The organism is Lactobacillus delbrueckii subsp. bulgaricus (assembly GCF_046938665.1).
Lineage (GTDB): Bacteria > Bacillota > Bacilli > Lactobacillales > Lactobacillaceae > Lactobacillus > Lactobacillus delbrueckii_C.
In genome coordinates, this window is the sequence record NZ_JBKZCD010000002.1 from 119,872 (window position 1) to 136,068 (window position 16,197).

Consider the following 16,197-nt stretch of genomic DNA (forward strand, 5'->3'; position numbering starts at 1 on the left):
CTCTCGGTTGTTAATTATTTTTGATCACCAAATAATTCTTTTCTTGCCTTCTGGTGGTCCACGTAAGCGAAGAGCTCGTCGTAAAATTCATCGGCTACCTTCACGCCCAAACTGCGTTCCAGCACCTTTGACTTCCTGGCGGCAGCGATCTTCTCCGGTTCTAAGGAAACATAAGCGCCGCGGCCCGGCTTCTTGCCGCTTGGATCAACAGAAACATTCTTTTCCTTGTCAACGACGATTCTGACCAAATCCTTCTTCGGCTGCATCGTATCGGTCAACAAGTCCTTCCGCATGGGGATTTTTCTCTTTTTCAAGGAAATCACCTATTCTTCATCGTCAAGATCCAGGTCTTCTGCATCTTCTGCTTCTGTATTTTCATCAGCTTCAGTCGCTTCAGCTTCTGCTTGGTCATCTGCTTCTTCAACTGCTGCTTGCTGGAGATCTTGATCTTCTGCTACTTCAGTTTCGTCTTCTACTTCGCTTTCGTCAACAAATTCGACTTCGGATTCTGGCCGGATGTCGATCTTGTAGCCAGTCAAGCGGGCGGCCAAGCGGACGTTTTGCCCCTTCTTGCCGATAGCCAGGGAAAGCTGGTAGTCCGGCACGATCACAAAGGCCTTCTTTTCATCGTCTTCGTCTTCAAACTGAACAGCGATGACTTCAGCTGGGTTCAAGGCATTGGCGATGTAGTCAGATGGGTCTTCTTCGTACTGCACGATGTCGATGTTTTCCCCGCCCAGTTCGTTGACCACGTTCTGCACCCGGCTGCCCCGCGGGCCGACACAGGTACCAACCGGGTCGATGTTCGGGTCGTTGGACTTAACGGCGATCTTGGTTCTTTCGCCGGCTTCCCGGGCGATGGACATGATTTCAACGGTCCCGTCAAAGATTTCCGGCACTTCTTGTTCAAAAAGCCGCTTGACTACGTCCGGAGCAGTCCGGGATACTCGGATCTGGGCCCCCTTGCCGTCAGCGCCAACCTTAGTTACCAGGACGCGGACCCGGTCTTGCGGGTTGTAGTGTTCACCTGGAATAGTGTCACGCTTGATGTCCATAACTGCCTCAACATTGCCGATGTTGACGTAAACGAAACGGTTGTCAGTTCTTTCTACTGTCCCGGTGACCAGTTCATCTTCGTATTGGGAGTATTCGTTGACGATGTGGGCATTTTCCGCTTCCCGCAGGCGCTGCATTACGACCTGCTTAGCCGTAGCTGCCGCGGTCCGGCCGAAGTTCTTTGGGGTAACTTCGAACTTGATCGTGTCGCCGACTTCGTATGCCCGGTTGATGGCCAGGGCATCCTTTAAGCTGACTTCCACCCGGTCGTCTTGCACTTCGTCAACCACCGTCTTCAAAGCCATAACCTTAAAATCGCCCTTCTTTTCATTAAAGTCGATTTCAACATTTTCCGCCTGGCCGTAGTTCTTCTTGTAGGCAGCGGCTAAAGCAGCCTTCATGGCTTCAACGATAACGTCTTGTTTGATACCCTTGGTCTTTTCCAAGACGTCAAAGGCTTCCAGCATTTCTTTTGACATAAGTTTTGGATCACTCTTTCTAAAATTCGATTGCAAAACGGGCGCTGGCGATCTGCTTGCGCGGAATAGTCAGCTGCTTGCGCCGGGTCTTGATCTTGATTTCCAGTTTAATCTCCTGGTCATCCAGGTCAAGCAAATGACCTTCATAGACCTTCTCGCCTTCCAATTTCTGGTAGAGGCCGACATGGATGTACTGGCCCTTGGCCTTCTCCCAGTCCTGCTCCTTCTTGATCGGTCTTTCCAGGCCCGGTGAGGATAGTTCCAAAATATACGGGTCTGGCAGCGGATCTGGCTGCATTGAGTCCAATTTTTCTCCAACCAACTCACTCAGCTCCGCAATCGTTTCGATGTCAATCCCGTTTGGCTGCTTGTCCACGTAGATTCGCAGATAGTCTTGACTCTTTTCCTTGACGTATTCCAAATCAACAAGCTCACAGTCATGACCGATAATGACCGGTTCGATTGCTTCTTGGATAGGTGTTAAGTTTTTTGGCAAAATTTTCCTCCGTAATAAAAAGAGTGAGCATCGCTGCTCACTCGAATTTACAATATTCGATCTGAAAAAGATTATAACAGATTTTTTCCCACTTGTAAATAAGAAGTGCTTAGAAGAGGGAAAGCTGGTTCTGGTCGGGCATCCCTTCCAGGACATTGTTGTTTTCAAAGAAGTCCATGATCTTCTGGGAAACCTTGCCCCGAACCTGCAAGTCTTCTTTTGACAAAAATGGGGCTTCACTGCGGGCAGCCACTATCTGCTTGGCCGCTGAGTCGCCTAAGCCGTCAACCGCGTTAAACGGCGCCAGAATGGTGTGCTTGTCCACGATCTTGTAAGTCGTAGCTTCAGACTCGTTGATGTCGACCATCTTGAAGTTGATCCCCCGCTCAATGGCTTCGTTGACCAGTTCCATGTAAGTCTGCAGGTCCTTTTCCAGCTTGGTCGCTGCCGTCCCCTTTTCCTTGATCCGGTTGATCAAGGCCACAACCGTGTTCTTGCCCCGGCTCATGGCTTCCAGGTCAACCTTGTCGGCTCTGACTGAGAAGTAGGCGGCATAGTAGATCTCTGGATAGTAAACCTTAAACCATGCTACCCGCAGAGCCATCAAGATGTAGGCGGCCGCGTGGGCCTTCGGGAACATGTACTTGATCTTTAAGCAAGACGGAATATACCAGTCAGGGATATTCTTGTTTTCCTTTAAGACGGCCATGTTCTCGTCAGAAATCCCCTTCCCCTTCCGGACAGTTTCCATGGTTGAAAAGGCGACTTCTTCCTTGACTCCCCAGTGGATCAAGTCAGTCATGATGTTGTCACGGCAGCCGATCACGCTCTTCAACTTGCAAGTGCCGTTGTTAATCAGTTCTTCGGCATTGCCCAGCCAGACGTCCGTCCCGTGGGACAGGCCGGAAATCTGCAGGAGTTCGGCAAAAGTAGACGGTTTGGTCTCTTCCAGCATCCCCCGGACAAAAGGCGTCCCGAATTCCGGCAGGCCCAGGGTCCCGGTCTTGGAATTAATCTGCTCTGGGGTAACCCCCAAGGCTTCCGGACTGGAGAAGAGGGACATGACCTTAGGGTCATCTGTTGGGATCGTCAAAGGATCGATCCCGGATAAGTCCTGCAGCATTCTGATCATGGTCGGGTCCTGGTGACCCAGGATGTCGAACTTCAAGAGGTTGTCGTGGATCTGGTGGAAGTCAAAGTGGGTCGTCTTCCATTCCTTGGAGATATCGTCTGATGGAAACTGCAGGGGGGTCAGTTCATAGATGTCCTTGTCATCCGGTAAAACGACGATCCCGGCCGGGTGCTGGCCGGTTGTGGCCTTGACCCCGGTAACCCCGATGGCCAGGCGGTCAACTTCCGCGTTGTTCATCTTGATTTCCGGGTGCTCGTCTTGATAGTGCTTGGCATAGCCAATCGCCTTTTTATCGGCCAGGGTACCTACGGTGCCGGCCTTAAAGGAGTGGTTTGGCCCAAACATAACTCTGATGAAATTATGGGCAACTGGCTGGTAGTCACCAGAGAAGTTCAAGTCGATGTCGGGCACCTTGTCGCCGTGGAAGCCCAGGAAGGTTTCAAATGGAATGTTCTGCCCGTCTTTAACCATCATGACCTGGCAGTTAGGACACTTTTTATCCGGCAGGTCAAAACCAGAGGCATATTCGCCATTTTCAAAAAATTCTGACTGCTTGCACTTCGGGCAGCGGTAGTGAGGCGGCATAGGGTTGATTTCAGTGATCCCCATCATGGTGGCAACCAGACTGGAACCGACGGAACCCCGGGAGCCAACCAAGTAGCCGTCCTTAACTGACTTGGCCACCAGCATCTGGGAAATCAGGTAAACGACCCCGTAGCCGTTACCGATAATGGCATCCAGCTCCCGGTCCAGACGAGCCTGGATATTGTCCGGCAAAGGATCACCATAAAGTTCGTGGGCTTTGTCATAAGTCAGCTTGCGTACCCGTTCAGCCGTATGCGGGATCTTTGGCGGGAAGCTTTCGTCTTGAACCGGCTGCACTCCCTCATCGATCATGGCATTGATCTTGTTCGGGTTGCTAATGACCACTTCTTTAGCAATGTCTTCGCCCATGAAGCTGAATTCATCCAGCATCTCCTGGGTGGTATAGAAGTGCAGGTCAGGGTGCTGCTTGTTGCGGTTTGGGTTACCCCTTTGGGCAGCCAGCAATACGTCCCGGTAGATGGCTTCATGCTTGTCGATGTAGTGGGCATCGCTAGTTGCCACGACCGGCTTGTTCAGCTCCTTACCCAGCTTGTAAATATTGGTCAGAATCTCTTCCAGCTGGGCTTCATCAGCAATCAAGCCATCGGCAATTAAGCTGGAGTAGTTTGACGGCGGCTGGATTTCCAAAAAGTCGTAGAATTCCGCCTTCTTTTTGGCTTCTTCATAGCCCTTCTGCATCATGGCAATAAAGACTTCCCCCTGGCTGCAGGCAGACCCGTACAAAAGGCCGGCGTGCAGGCGGCGGAGTTCTGACTTAGGGGTTCTCAGACCCTTGAAGTTGTATTTAATCCCGGCCAGGGAGACCAGTTCATACAAATTCCGCAGGCCTGGCTTCTGGTTCTGGGCTAAGACTGTAATATGGGTCGGCCGGGCCCGCTTGTAGCCTTCCCCGTTGCTGTAGTCGTTCATCTTGCCCAGGTCATCTTCCTGGTACTTGTCGTTAAAGGCATCCAAAAGCTTGAACATCAGGTAGCCGGTTGCTTCAGCGTCCTGGTTGGCCCGGTGGTGGTGCTCCAGGACCACATTGTACTTGCGGCAAAGCGAATCCAGGGTGTGACGGGACTGTTCCGGGTGCAGGAGGCGGGAAACTTCCAAAGTGTCGACGACCGGCTGGCTGATTTCCGGGTAGCCGCAGCGCTTCAAGGCCGCGTCAACAAAGCCCACGTCAAACTGGACATTGTGCCCGCAGAGCGGGTCATTGCCGTAGAAGTCCATGAACTGCTTGATTACGACAGCTTCGTCATCAGCCGCCTGGACCATCTCGTCCGTAATTGAAGTCAAGTTAATCGTAGTTTCAGACAATGGATGGTGGGGGTTGATGAACTTGTCAAAGCGGTCAATAACTTCACCGTTTTTCATCTTGACCGCCCCGATTTCGATAATCGTATCGTAAACCGAAGACAGACCGGTCGTTTCAACGTCGAAAATGACGAATTCCTGGTCTTCATACTTCATGCTGGCGGGGTTTAAAACCAGCAGGCCGTGGTCTTCAACCATGTTGGCCTCCAGTCCCATGATGACCTTCATCCCGGTCTTTTTGCCCGCTTCAAAAGCATTCGGCAGGGCCTGCAGGTCAGCATGGTCAGTGATGGCGATGGCCGGCTGACCAAACTTCTTAGCTGTCTTGATGATGTCTGCTACATCGCTAGTCGCATCCAGCTGACTCATGTTGGTGTGGACGTGCAATTCCACGTGCTTTTCTTCACCTTGGTAGGCTTCTTGCCGGCCCACGTGCTCGGTTAATTCCATGCTGTAGATGTTGAAGATCAAGTCATGGGCATACTGGTCATCCTTAAGGCTGCCCTGCATGCGGATCCAGACACCAGGCTTAATGCCTTTCAAATATTCGATTTCTTCCTTGTCGGAATCACGGACGAACTTCTTAAAAGAAATAGAACCGGTATAGTCAGTCATTTCCCCGTTAAAAATAAAGGAGCCCGACCGCAGTTCCTGCATTTCCGCCTTGAAGACATGGCCTTCGACAACCGCGCTGCGCTGGTCTTCTGACAAGTCTTTTAGCTGGGTAATCTCTGCCTTGTCGCTGATGGCGCCTGGGCCAAAGCTGGTCTTCTTCCCCCGCCGGCCCTGGTAGCTGGGGCGGGGGGCTGGCTTTGGCTTGGCCGGGGCCTGCTGGAAGGCCTCCTGCATGTTCTTCTCATGGGCTTCCACCAGCTGGGCCAGGCTTTCAAAATCACTTTGCCCGCCCTGGTCAGTAACTTCCGTCAAGAGCTTGACGTTAAAGAAGCCGTAATCGCGCAGCTCTAAAGAGAAGCTGTCCAGGAGCCGCTGCTCCAGCATCTTGTCAAAAAGCTGGCCATTGATTGGAATAACCCAGCGGCCGCTATCTTCATGGGGCGCCTGCCCGACCAGGAAGTTCTGGGCCGCCGGATTGGCGGACAAGACTTCTGAATTTTCAACCGCGTACTGCCAGTAGTCTGGCAGGTATTGCTGCTGGCCATCAGCCGTTTCGACTAACAAACGGGTGTCAACAAAGTCATTAAATTCATGCTTGATTGCCTGGTTCAAGGCATTGTAGCTTTCAAAACGCAGTGGAGTAGTAAAAAAAACGTGGATATCCCATCTACGTTCTTTTCTGTAGACATCCACGTTTTTTATCTCCCCTGCCTGTAAAACCGCTTCGTCAGCTGCCCCTGCCGGGAAGCCGACCTGTTTTAACAATTTGAGAAAAAGTTGGTTTTTATCAGTCACGAGAGTTCAATCCTAATCTAATTCGCTGGCAATAAAGTCTTCCAGGTCGGTAACGGCCAGCTTTTGTGCCTGGTCGTCGCCTGGGCGCTTGACTTCAACGACCCCGTCAGCCGCGTCGCGGCCAACAGTAATTCTGATTGGCGCGCCAACCAGGTCAGCATCGTTGAACTTGACGCCAGGCCGTTCGTTACGGTCATCGTAAAGGACGTCATACTTGGCAAACTTGGCTTCCAGGTCTTCGGCCAGCTTGCTTTGGATTTCATCCTTCATCTTCATCTGGATGATGTGAATCCCGAATGGCGCGATTTCCTTTGGCCAGGCAACCCCATTTTCAGTCGCGTGCTGTTCAACGACGGCTGAAAGCAGACGGGTAACCCCGATCCCGTATGAGCCCATGATGACTGGCTGGGACTTGCCGTTTTGGTCCAGGAACTTAGCCCCCATGGTTTCCGTGTAGTAGGTCCCCAGCTTGAAGATATGGCCAACTTCAATTGAGGTAGTAAACTGGAGCGGTTCATGGTCAACCGGGTCAGGTTCGCCTTCGTTGGCAACCCGGAGGTCAGCAAAGCGGTCAGCCTTGAAGTCCCGGTCCAGGTTAGCGTTGATGAATTGAGCATCGCTTTCGCCAGCACCAACGACCACGTTGTAGAGGCCTTTGACAGTTTCGTCAGCCACGATTTCGTCAGCCCAGTCAGCATTTACCGGGCCAACGCCGCCCTTGCCGGCCCCGGTCAGTTCTTCCAGGTCGCTAGTTTCAGCAACCCGCAGGCTGTCGCAGTCCAAGAGGTGAGTCAGCTTAACTTCGTTGACTTCCTTGTCAGCCCGGATCAAAACCAGAACCTTCTTCTTTTCGTCAACGATGTAGAGGACGCTCTTGACAATTCTAGTGGCTGGCACTTGCAAGAATTCTGCCAGCTTGTCAATAGAGTCGCAGCCTGGAGTAGCAACCTTTTCCATTGCCTTCAGTTCTTCAGGCTCTTGCTTGAAGGTATCAACGCTGACGGCCATTTCCAGGTTAGCGGCGTATGTGCCGGAAGCGTTGGTGGCAATAGTGTCTTCACCGACAGCGGCAGGTGCCTGGAACTCAGTGGAGTTCTTGCCCCCCATCGTCCCGGAGTCAGCGATAACTGGCCGGACTTCAACGCCTGTGCGCTTGAAGATCTTGAGGTAGGCTGCCTTTTCATCATCAAACTGCTTGTCCAGCTGTTCTTGGCTGGCCGCGAAGCTGTAGCCGTCCAGCATTACGAATTCTCTGCCCCGGAGAAGACCGAAACGTGGCCGGTTTTCATCCCGGAACTTGGTTTGAATCTGGTAAAGGTGCAGGGGCATTTGCTTGTAAGACTTGAGGCTCTTAGCCACCACGTCAGTGAAGGTTTCTTCGTGGGTTGGCCCCAGCAGCATTTCCCGGCCATGCCGGTCCTTCAAGCGGAACATTTCCGGACCGTACTTTGGCAGACGGCCTGATTCTTCCCACATTGAAGCTGGCAGCATGTGCGGCATGATCATTTCAACGACGCCGGCATTAGCCATTTCTTCTTCAATGATCTTTTCAGTCTTGCGCAAGACCTTGTAGCCCAGCGGCAGGTATGAGTAGACACCAGCCGTAACCTGCCGGATGTAGCCGCCCCGCAGCATTACTTGGTGGCTCTTTGCAACCGCGTCGGCTGGAGTTTCCTTCAGCGTCGGCATGAAAAAGATTGATTGACGCATAATTAATTAAATTCTCCTAAACATTTATTATTTCAAGGACTACTTGATAAAGTAGCGGTAGATGTCGTTACCAGTTACGGCGATGATCAAAATCAGCAAGAAGACCACCCCGATCAAGTCAACGACTGTCTCATGCTCCTCTGGAATCGGCTTGCCCCGCAGGAGCTCGATGAGTTCCAGCAAAAGCTTGCCCCCGTCCAGACCTGGAATTGGAATCAAGTTGACGATCCCCAGGTTGATGGACAGCATGCCGACGAAGGCCAGCATGTAGGTCAGACCCATGGAAGTTGCCTTTGAAGTTTCCGAGTAGATCCCGACTGGGCCAGACAATTTGTTTAAGCTGAAGTGCTTGAACAAGTTGCCCAGGGCCTGGAAGATCATTCCTGTTACCTGCCAGCTCAAGTCCCAGCCCCGCTTCAGCTTGGCGGAAAATGAGTTGTCGGCCTTAGCCACGATGCCCACCAGGTATGACTTGGTCTTCTTTGAGTACTTTGGCGTCAGCTGGACTGACTTTTCGCTTCCCCGCCGCTTGACCTTGACCGTCAGTGTCTTACCCTTAGAAGAGTCAATCGCCTGGCTGACCTGGTCAAAAGTACTGATCTTCCGACCGTTGATGGCCACGATCTGGTCGCCTTTTTGCAAAACGTGCTGGGCCGGGGAGTTTGCCGCTACCTGGCCTACGGTCGTTGTTGCCGGGCCAACTGAAGCAAAGCTGTAGATCATCAAGACCACAAAGCCCAAAACAACATTCATAAACGGTCCGGCAAAAGAGGTTGCCAGCTTCTTCCATGGTTTGGCTGCCGGCAGCTGCACGTCCCGGGGGGCAATCTGCAGCTCGGTGCCCGTGTCATCGATCATGGTCGCGTCATGGTCGACCTTGTAGGTCACCAGCTGGCTCTCATCGCCATTTTCATACCCGGCAATGGTCAAGTCATCAACCAGGTCGGCCTTGGTCACCCGCAAGGGGCGGCCTTCGATCGGCAGGTCTGATTCTGAAGCATCGATTCGCGTAACAATTCCAGCCTCATTCAGTTCCAAGACAACTGCCGTCCCCGGGTCGATTTCACTCTGCTCGTCAGGACCAGCCAAGCGAACATAGCCGCCCAGCGGCAGCCAGCGGATGGTATAAGTCGTTTGACCAGGCCGCCACTGAACCAATTTTGGCCCCATGCCGATTGAAAACTCGCGCACCAAAATACCGGCCTTTTTCGCCACGAAAAAGTGCCCGAATTCGTGGACAAAGACCACCAGGCCAAAAACTATAATGAAGGCTAGAATACTTTTCACAGCGACCTCCTAAATTCCAAAGATCAAGGCAACGATTGGCAAAACGAAAAGCGTGCTGTCAAACCGGTCCAGGATCCCGCCGTGACCCGGCAGGATCTTGCCGGAGTCCTTAACCCCGTAGAAGCGCTTGTAGGCTGATTCAACCAGGTCGCCCATCTGGCCGGCGACTGACAGGAAGAAGGAAGCAATGATCAAGCTGGTCTTGTCGCCGCCGACTGGAGCCAGGTTGACATAAATTGCCGTCACGATAACCGCGATGATCACGGCCCCGACTGACCCTTCCCAAGTCTTGTTCGGGCTGATTACTGGCCAAAGCTTGTGCTTGCCGAACTTGCGGCCAACCATGTAGGCAGCTGTGTCAGTCGTCCAGACAATCACGAAGGCAAAGAGCAAGCGCCACAAACCGTGGACTGGATCGCTGTTTCTGATCGCAGCCAGGTAGTGGAAACCAGTCCCGATGTACAAACTTGACAGGACGTAAACGCCGATATCGTCAAAAGTCGTCTTGTTCTTAGACAGAACCGTCCAGGTCAAAAGCATCATTACCAAGGCATAGAAGACGCCCCACTTGCTCCAGTGTTTTGGCAAAAAGCCAAAGAAGGAGTTGGGCACGGTCCAGGTCAAGGTGGCCAGGGCAGCCAGGGTAAAGTCAACTGAGACCAGGATCTGCTTCTTCATCAAGAAGACTTCACTGATGCCGACAGCAGCCAAAAAGGCAGCCAGCCAGTCAATCCACATGCCCCCGGCAACTAGGACCGGGATAAAAATCAATAAAGCAACAACTGCTGTAATTACTCTTTGTTTCATATTACCTAACTATCTGTTTCATCTAATTTACCAAAGCGCCGGTCCCGGTGCTGGTAGATCTTAACCATTTCGGCCAAGTCGTTTTCGTCGAAGTCCGGCCAGGCCTTGTCCGTAAAGGCAAGCTCTGAGTAAGCAATCTGCCAGAGCAGGAAGTTGCTGATTCTCTGCTCGCCAGATGTTCTGATCAAGAGGTCTGGATCAGAATAAGGGGCAAACTTGGCGGTCATCAGCTTGGCGGAGACCATGTCTTCAGTAATTTCTTCCGGCGCGATTTCCCCGCTGGCAGCCTCTTTTGCCAGAGCCTGCACGGCTGAAACGATTTCTTTTCTTGACCCGTAATTAAAGGCAAAGTTTAAAACCAGGCCGGTATTGGCCGCGGTTTCTGCCATGGCCCGCTCAACCACTTCCCTGGTTGATTCCGGCAAGGCATCCAGATAGCCCATGATGTTGACCTTGACATTGTGGGCCTGCAGGCGGGGCATGAACTTGTCAAAGAACTTGACCGGCAGGTTCATCAAATAATTGACCTCATCCTTGGGCCGGGCCCAGTTTTCCGTCGAAAAAGCATAAAGAGTCAGGACTTTAATTCCCAACTCATCTGCTGCGAGCGCAATCTTTTCAACGTTGTCCATCCCGGCCTTGTGGCCCATGAAGCGCGGCATATGCCGCTTCTTTGCCCAGCGGCCATTGCCGTCCATGATGATCGCCAAATGATTCAGCTGCTTATTCTTATCCATAATTAACCCTGAGTGATTTCCTTGCGCTTGTTGTCAGCCATCTGGTCAATCTTCTTGGTTGATTCGTCAGTGACCTTCTGGACTTCCTTTTCCAGGCGCCGTTCTTCGTCTTCAGTGATTTCGCCGTCTTTTTCCTGCTTCTTCAAAGCCTTCATGGCTTCCTGGCGGACATTGCGGACAGCAATCTTGGCTTCTTCAGCCAGCTTGCCGACTTCCTTGGCAATTTCCTGCCGCCGTTCCCCGGTCAGTTGCGGGATAACCAGCCGGATGACGTTACCGTCGTTAGCCGGCGTAAGGCCCAGGTCGGAGGCCAAAATGGCGTGTTCAATGTCGTTCAAAGAAGTCTTGTCATATGGAGTGATCATCAAAACCCGTGGTTCTGGAATGGTGATCCCAGCCATTTGCACCAGCGGAGTTGGTACCCCGTAGTATTCAACCATCACCCGGTCCAAAAGGGAGGCGTTGGCTACCCCTGCCCGGACAGTTGCCAGATTGCTCTGGTAGACTTCGATGGACTTGCTCATGTTGCTCTTGGCTTTAGCAATCGTTTCGTTGTTCATTACTTGTCACCTCTGATAATCGTCCCGATGTTTTCGCCTTCAACTACCCGCTTGATGTTGCCTGGAGTGTTGACGTTGAAGACGATCAATGGAATATGAGTGTCCATGGACAAGGAGCTGGCAGTTCTGTCCATGACTTGCAGGCCCTTGGAGATCATGTCCAGCTGGGTCAGTTCAGCAAACTTCTTGGCACTTGGGTCCAGGTTCGGATCAGCAGTGTAAACCCCGTCAACCCCGTTCTTGGCCATCAAGATCACGTCAGCGTTAATTTCCGCTGCCCGCAAAGCAGCCGTGGTGTCAGTTGAGAAGTATGGGTTGCCAGTGCCGCCGCCGAAGATAACGACCCGGTTCTTTTCCATGTGGCTGATTGCGACCCGGCGGATGTAAGGTTCAGCTACCTGCCGCATGGAGATTGAGGTTTGCAGTCTGGTTGGCACGCCAGCAGTTTCCAGGCCATCTTGCAGGGCCAGGCCATTCATGATCGTGGCCAGCATGCCCATGTAGTCAGCTTGAGCTCTTTCCATGCCCAGCTTGGCCCCAGTTTCACCGCGCCACATGTTACCGCCGCCGCAGACGACGCCGATTTGCACGCCCATGTCATGAACCAGCTTGATTTCGTGCGCCAATTTCTTGATCACAGTTGGGTCAATGCCAGTTCCCTTTTCCCCGGCCAAAGCTTCGCCGGAAATTTTCAAAATGATACGATTATATTTAACTTGACTCATAATGCCCTCCTAATTAGCTCTAACTATTTTACCATAAAACAGAAAACTGTCTCTCCTATTTATCCTATTTCACCAGTTTAAATTCTTAAAAGCAAATTTGCCGACAAAAAAAGGATGGGTTTCCCCATCCTTTTTCTTGCTAGAAGAAATTAGTTCTTCATTTGTGCAGCAACTTCAGCAGCAAAGTCTTCTTGCTTCTTTTCGATGCCTTCGCCGACTTCGAAACGAACAAAGCTTACTACGGAAGCGTTGACTGATTCAAGGTATTGTTCAACAGTCTTGCTGTCGTCCATAACGTAAAGTTGAGCGAGCAAGGTGTTTTCTTGGTCAACCTTAGTGTTGTCCAGCATGAAGCGGGCCATCTTGCCTGGGATGATCTTGTCCCAGATCTTTTCTGGCTTGCCTTCAGCCTTCAGTTCTGCCTTGATGTCTTCTTCAGCTTGGGCAATGACTTCGTCAGTCAATTGCGCCTTTGAACCATACTTAAGGTGTGGCAAAGCTGGCTTGTTGACCATGGCACGTGATTCGTTGTCTTGGTCAATCTTGTGGTTAAGTTGAGCCAGTTCTTCGCGGACGAAAGCTGGGTCAAGTTCCTTGTAGGACAGAACCTTTGGGCTCATTGCGGCAATGTGCATTGCAATGTGCTTAGCCAAGGCTTCGTCGCCGCCTTCAACAACAGTCAAAACGCCGATGTGGCCGCCGTTGTGTTGGTAAGCGCCAAAGTGTTGGTCATCAGTCTTTTCAAGAACAGCGAAGCGGCGGAAGGAAATCTTTTCACCGATAGTCGCAGTAGCATTTACGTATGCTTCTTCAAGGCTTTCGCCTGAAGGCATGGTCAATGCCAAAGCTTCTTCGTTGTTAGCTGGCTTGCCCTTGGCAATAGTTTCAGCAGTTTCGTTGACCAAAGTCTTGAACTGTTCGTTTTGCGCAACGAAGTCAGTTTCAGCGTTGACTTCAACGATAGCAGCAACGTTGCCGTCTACGTAAACGCCAGTCAAACCTTCAGCAGCGATCCGATTAGCCTTCTTGGCAGCCTTTGCTTCACCCTTTTCGTGGATGATTTCGATAGCTCTTTGCATGTCGCCTTCGGCTTCAACCAGGGCCTTCTTGGCGTCCATGACGCCGGCACCAGTAGTTTCACGCAATTCCTTGACTTGCTTAGCAGTAATGTTTGCCATTTAAAAAAGTCCTCCAGGTCAAACTAAATAACAGAATTCTTCCAAAGATAGTTTACGACAAATTATTCAGCGTCGTCTACTTCTTCAGCAGAGTTTTCTTCAGCACTTTCAGACAATTCCTTTTCAACGTCGGCGTTATCTGCACCTTGCTTGCCTTCGATTACGGCGTCAGCCATAGCACCGGCGATCAAGCGGATAGCACGGATAGCGTCATCGTTTGAAGGGATGATTACGTCGATCGGAGTTGGGTCAGTGTTGGTGTCAACCATGGCTACAACTGGGATACCAAGCTTGTTAGCTTCGTGAACGGCGATCTTTTCCTTCTTAGGGTCAACGACGAACATTACGTCAGGAATCCGAGGCATGTCTTCGATACCGCCCAGGAACTTTTGCAGCTTGTCCATTTCCTTGGTCAGCAAAGCAACTTCCTTCTTTGGCAGTACGTCGAAGGTGCCGTCTTCAGCCATCTTCTTCAAGTCCTTCAGACGCTTAACCCGGCTTTGGATAGTAGTCCAGTTAGTCAAAGTACCACCCAACCAGCGTTGGTTGACGTAGTATTGACCTGCACGGGTAGCTTCTTCAGCGATTGCTTCTTGAGCTTGCTTCTTGGTACCAACGAACAGGAAAACACCGTCGTCTTGAGCAACAGCCTTAACGTAGTTGTAGGCGTCGTCAAGCATCTTGATGGTCTTTTGCAGGTCGATGATGTAGATCCCGTTTCTTTGAGTGAAGATGTATGGCTTCATCTTCGGGTCCCATCTTCTAGTTTGGTGACCAAAGTGTACACCAGCTTCAAGCAATTGCTTCATAGATACAACTGACATAAATAAATTCCTCCTAGGTTATTTCCTCTCAAGCGTTCATTTCAGCGTTCAACCGTTTGTCTTTAGGCACCTGAACGCCGATCGCTCTTGATGTGTTTTCTAGCGTGCAATCGCACGCTTGTCTATCATACTCGATTTTTCCTTTAAGCGCAAGCTTTTCCGCCTAAAAATTAACCCCTTGCTCGTGCAAAAATTTTTCCTTCCAGGCCCGGTCATGGTGCTTGAACCAATATTCCCGCTGCATGGCCGTCCGCTTGTCGGCATATTCTTCATGATAGATCATTTCAACCGGCCGCCGGCTCTTGGTGTACTTGGCGCCTTTCCCGGAATTGTGGGCTGCCAGGCGTTTTTTCAGATCGTTGGTATAGCCGCCGTAAAAGCTGCCGTCGCTGCATAAAAGGACATAAAAGTAATGCTTTTCCTCTGGCAATTTAGCCTCTAAAATTTCCTTGATGGCCGGGGTATTGCTGCCGTCTGCCTCATGGACTTCGATGGCGTCGCGCAGAACCAGCCCGTCGCCTTTCCCGCTTCTGACCGCTTCAACGATGACTAAATTGGCGTCTTGCCCTCTTCTGGAGACAAAGGGCTGGACAGTCTTAACGGCCAGGTCATGTTTAAAGCCGTAATTGATGATCTCACCCAGCCGCTCTGGCCGGTGGACCATGAACATCTTCCCCTTCATTTTCAAGAGGCCGGCGGAAACGGCGATGATTTCTTCCAGGTTGATCTCCAGTTCATGGCGGGCAATGGCTTTAGACCGGTCCGGGTTCAGCTTGTGGCCGGCCGGGGCCTTGAAATATGGCGGATTGACCACGACGACGTCATAGCTGTCTTTTCGCAAAAAGCTGCCCGCGTCTTTGACATTGCCCTGGTGGACCGTGATCCGGTCCTGCATGTCGTTTAATTCAACCGACCGCCGGGCCTTGGAAACGATGTCTTCTTGCAGTTCAACATCGTCATAATGGGCCTTGTTAAAAGCGGCCATGTAGAGGCTGGCTGCCGCATTGCCGCTGCAGAGTTCAACCACCTTGGACCGGTTTTTGATGGCTTCTTTGGCCCAGTAAGCCAGAAGCAGGGTATCCAGGGAAAAGGCAAAAGACTGCCCGTCCTGGATGATTTTCAGCTGCTCGCCCAGCATGTAATCGATACGTTCATTTTCCTTTAGTTCAATCATGTAATTCTGAAGCCCGTCCCTTATTCTTAGATGTGTTATAATTTATTCTACATCATTTGGAGGTTCTTTTATGCTTTATCGTATTTTCAGACCGATCGCCCGCTTCATCGTCTGGGTCTTAAACGGCCACCTGCATGTCCACCACAAGGAAAGACTGCCCGAAGGCACCTACATTTTGGTTGCCCCTCACCGGAACTGGTGGGAGCCGATTCTTTTCGCTTTGGCCGCCAGCCCTACGGAATTCATGTTCATGACCAAGCAGGAGCTCTTTAAAAATCCGGTCCTCCGCTGGATCTTAAACAATGCCCACGCCTTCCCGGTCAACCGGGAGCATCCAGGTCCTTCGGTTATCAAGATCCCGGTCAAGGGCTTAAAGTCAGAAGGCCTGTCTTTGATCATGTTCCCATCCGGCACCCGGCACTCAGCCTCCCTTAAGTCCGGCGCCCTGGTTATCGCCAGAATGTCCGGCCGGCCCCTGCTTCCGGCTGTCTACCAGGGCCCGCTTACTTTTAAAGGGGTCTTGCAAAGAAAAGGCATGGAAATCAACTTTGGCGACCCGATCGTCATTGACCGCAAGACCAAATTGACCCCGGAAACCGAAGCTGCCTACAACCAGCAGCTGGAAGACGCCTGGAAGCGGATCGACCAGGAACTGGATCCGGATTTCCACTATGAAGCCAAATAATTAAAGATGATAAAACAACAAGAAAAGGATTG

At 51.5% G+C, this 16,197-nt stretch carries 14 protein-coding genes; 1 reads left to right on the forward strand and 13 read right to left on the reverse strand.

Annotated elements, in window-relative coordinates; translation table 11 throughout:
* Window positions 1-14: 14 nt before the first annotated feature.
* The 13 genes from rnpM to ACLUXO_RS02090 all read right to left on the reverse strand — a co-directional run bounded on the left by rnpM (window position 15) and on the right by ACLUXO_RS02090 (window position 15,480).
* Window positions 15-314 (reverse strand): RNase P modulator RnpM, encoded by a 300-nt coding sequence (gene rnpM, locus ACLUXO_RS02030; protein ID WP_072551267.1) that lies wholly within the window; start codon window positions 312-314, stop codon window positions 15-17.
* A 9-nt stretch (window positions 315-323) separates the two neighbouring features.
* Window positions 324-1,535, reverse strand: a complete 1,212-nt coding sequence (gene nusA / locus ACLUXO_RS02035; RefSeq protein WP_412136134.1) for a transcription termination factor NusA — start codon at window positions 1,533-1,535, stop codon at window positions 324-326.
* 19 nt (window positions 1,536-1,554) lie between these two features.
* Window positions 1,555-2,031: a ribosome maturation factor RimP gene (rimP, locus tag ACLUXO_RS02040; protein WP_412136135.1), complete on the reverse strand. Its 477-nt coding sequence runs from the start codon at window positions 2,029-2,031 to the stop codon at window positions 1,555-1,557.
* Between the two features lie 109 nt (window positions 2,032-2,140).
* Entirely contained in the window at window positions 2,141-6,478 is a 4,338-nt protein-coding gene (locus tag ACLUXO_RS02045) for a PolC-type DNA polymerase III (protein WP_412136136.1), read from the reverse strand.
* A 12-nt stretch (window positions 6,479-6,490) separates the two neighbouring features.
* Entirely contained in the window at window positions 6,491-8,188 is a 1,698-nt protein-coding gene (locus ACLUXO_RS02050; protein ID WP_412136137.1) for a proline--tRNA ligase, read from the reverse strand.
* A 39-nt stretch (window positions 8,189-8,227) separates the two neighbouring features.
* Window positions 8,228-9,475, reverse strand: a complete 1,248-nt coding sequence (gene rseP / locus ACLUXO_RS02055) for an RIP metalloprotease RseP (protein ID WP_412136138.1) — start codon at window positions 9,473-9,475, stop codon at window positions 8,228-8,230.
* A gap of 9 nt (window positions 9,476-9,484) precedes the next feature.
* Window positions 9,485-10,282 carry a phosphatidate cytidylyltransferase gene (locus ACLUXO_RS02060; protein ID WP_412136139.1) on the reverse strand — a complete coding sequence of 266 codons (798 nt, stop codon included), beginning with the start codon at window positions 10,280-10,282 and terminating at the stop codon, window positions 9,485-9,487.
* A gap of 5 nt (window positions 10,283-10,287) precedes the next feature.
* Window positions 10,288-11,019, reverse strand: a complete 732-nt coding sequence (locus tag ACLUXO_RS02065) for an isoprenyl transferase (protein WP_412136140.1) — start codon at window positions 11,017-11,019, stop codon at window positions 10,288-10,290.
* 2 nt (window positions 11,020-11,021) lie between these two features.
* Window positions 11,022-11,579 carry a ribosome recycling factor gene (gene frr / locus ACLUXO_RS02070; protein WP_412136141.1) on the reverse strand — a complete coding sequence of 186 codons (558 nt, stop codon included), beginning with the start codon at window positions 11,577-11,579 and terminating at the stop codon, window positions 11,022-11,024.
* Window positions 11,579-12,304, reverse strand: a complete 726-nt coding sequence (gene pyrH / locus ACLUXO_RS02075) for a UMP kinase (protein ID WP_270447756.1) — start codon at window positions 12,302-12,304, stop codon at window positions 11,579-11,581. The genes frr and pyrH overlap by 1 nt, the downstream gene beginning before the upstream one ends.
* A 149-nt stretch (window positions 12,305-12,453) precedes the next feature.
* Window positions 12,454-13,482 carry a translation elongation factor Ts gene (tsf, locus tag ACLUXO_RS02080; protein ID WP_004560782.1) on the reverse strand — a complete coding sequence of 343 codons (1,029 nt, stop codon included), beginning with the start codon at window positions 13,480-13,482 and terminating at the stop codon, window positions 12,454-12,456.
* A gap of 62 nt (window positions 13,483-13,544) precedes the next feature.
* Window positions 13,545-14,306, reverse strand: a complete 762-nt coding sequence (rpsB, locus tag ACLUXO_RS02085) for a 30S ribosomal protein S2 (protein ID WP_270447754.1) — start codon at window positions 14,304-14,306, stop codon at window positions 13,545-13,547.
* A 163-nt stretch (window positions 14,307-14,469) separates the two neighbouring features.
* Entirely contained in the window at window positions 14,470-15,480 is a 1,011-nt protein-coding gene (locus ACLUXO_RS02090) for a GIY-YIG nuclease family protein (RefSeq protein ID WP_412136142.1), read from the reverse strand.
* A 70-nt stretch (window positions 15,481-15,550) separates the two neighbouring features.
* Here ACLUXO_RS02090 and ACLUXO_RS02095 point away from each other — a divergent pair, with 70 nt between their 5' ends.
* Window positions 15,551-16,165, forward strand: coding sequence for a lysophospholipid acyltransferase family protein (locus tag ACLUXO_RS02095; protein ID WP_412136143.1), 615 nt, complete (start codon window positions 15,551-15,553; stop codon window positions 16,163-16,165).
* Window positions 16,166-16,197 lie beyond the last annotated feature (32 nt).

Bases quoted from the DNA above. Each gene is read 5' to 3' on its own strand.
- frr (WP_412136141.1), bottom strand. From the start codon at position 11,579: ATGAACAACGAAACGATTGCTAAAGCCAAGAGCAACATGAGCAAGTCC.
- ACLUXO_RS02095 (WP_412136143.1), top strand. From the start codon at position 15,551: ATGCTTTATCGTATTTTCAGACCGATCGCCCGCTTCATCGTCTGGGTC.
- ACLUXO_RS02060 (WP_412136139.1), bottom strand. From the start codon at position 10,282: ATGAAACAAAGAGTAATTACAGCAGTTGTTGCTTTATTGATTTTTATC.
- ACLUXO_RS02065 (WP_412136140.1), bottom strand. From the start codon at position 11,019: ATGGATAAGAATAAGCAGCTGAATCATTTGGCGATCATCATGGACGGC.
- tsf (WP_004560782.1), bottom strand. From the start codon at position 13,482: ATGGCAAACATTACTGCTAAGCAAGTCAAGGAATTGCGTGAAACTACT.
- ACLUXO_RS02050 (WP_412136137.1), bottom strand. From the start codon at position 8,188: ATGCGTCAATCAATCTTTTTCATGCCGACGCTGAAGGAAACTCCAGCC.
- nusA (WP_412136134.1), bottom strand. From the start codon at position 1,535: ATGTCAAAAGAAATGCTGGAAGCCTTTGACGTCTTGGAAAAGACCAAG.
- rpsB (WP_270447754.1), bottom strand. From the start codon at position 14,306: ATGTCAGTTGTATCTATGAAGCAATTGCTTGAAGCTGGTGTACACTTT.
- pyrH (WP_270447756.1), bottom strand. From the start codon at position 12,304: ATGAGTCAAGTTAAATATAATCGTATCATTTTGAAAATTTCCGGCGAA.
- ACLUXO_RS02090 (WP_412136142.1), bottom strand. From the start codon at position 15,480: ATGATTGAACTAAAGGAAAATGAACGTATCGATTACATGCTGGGCGAG.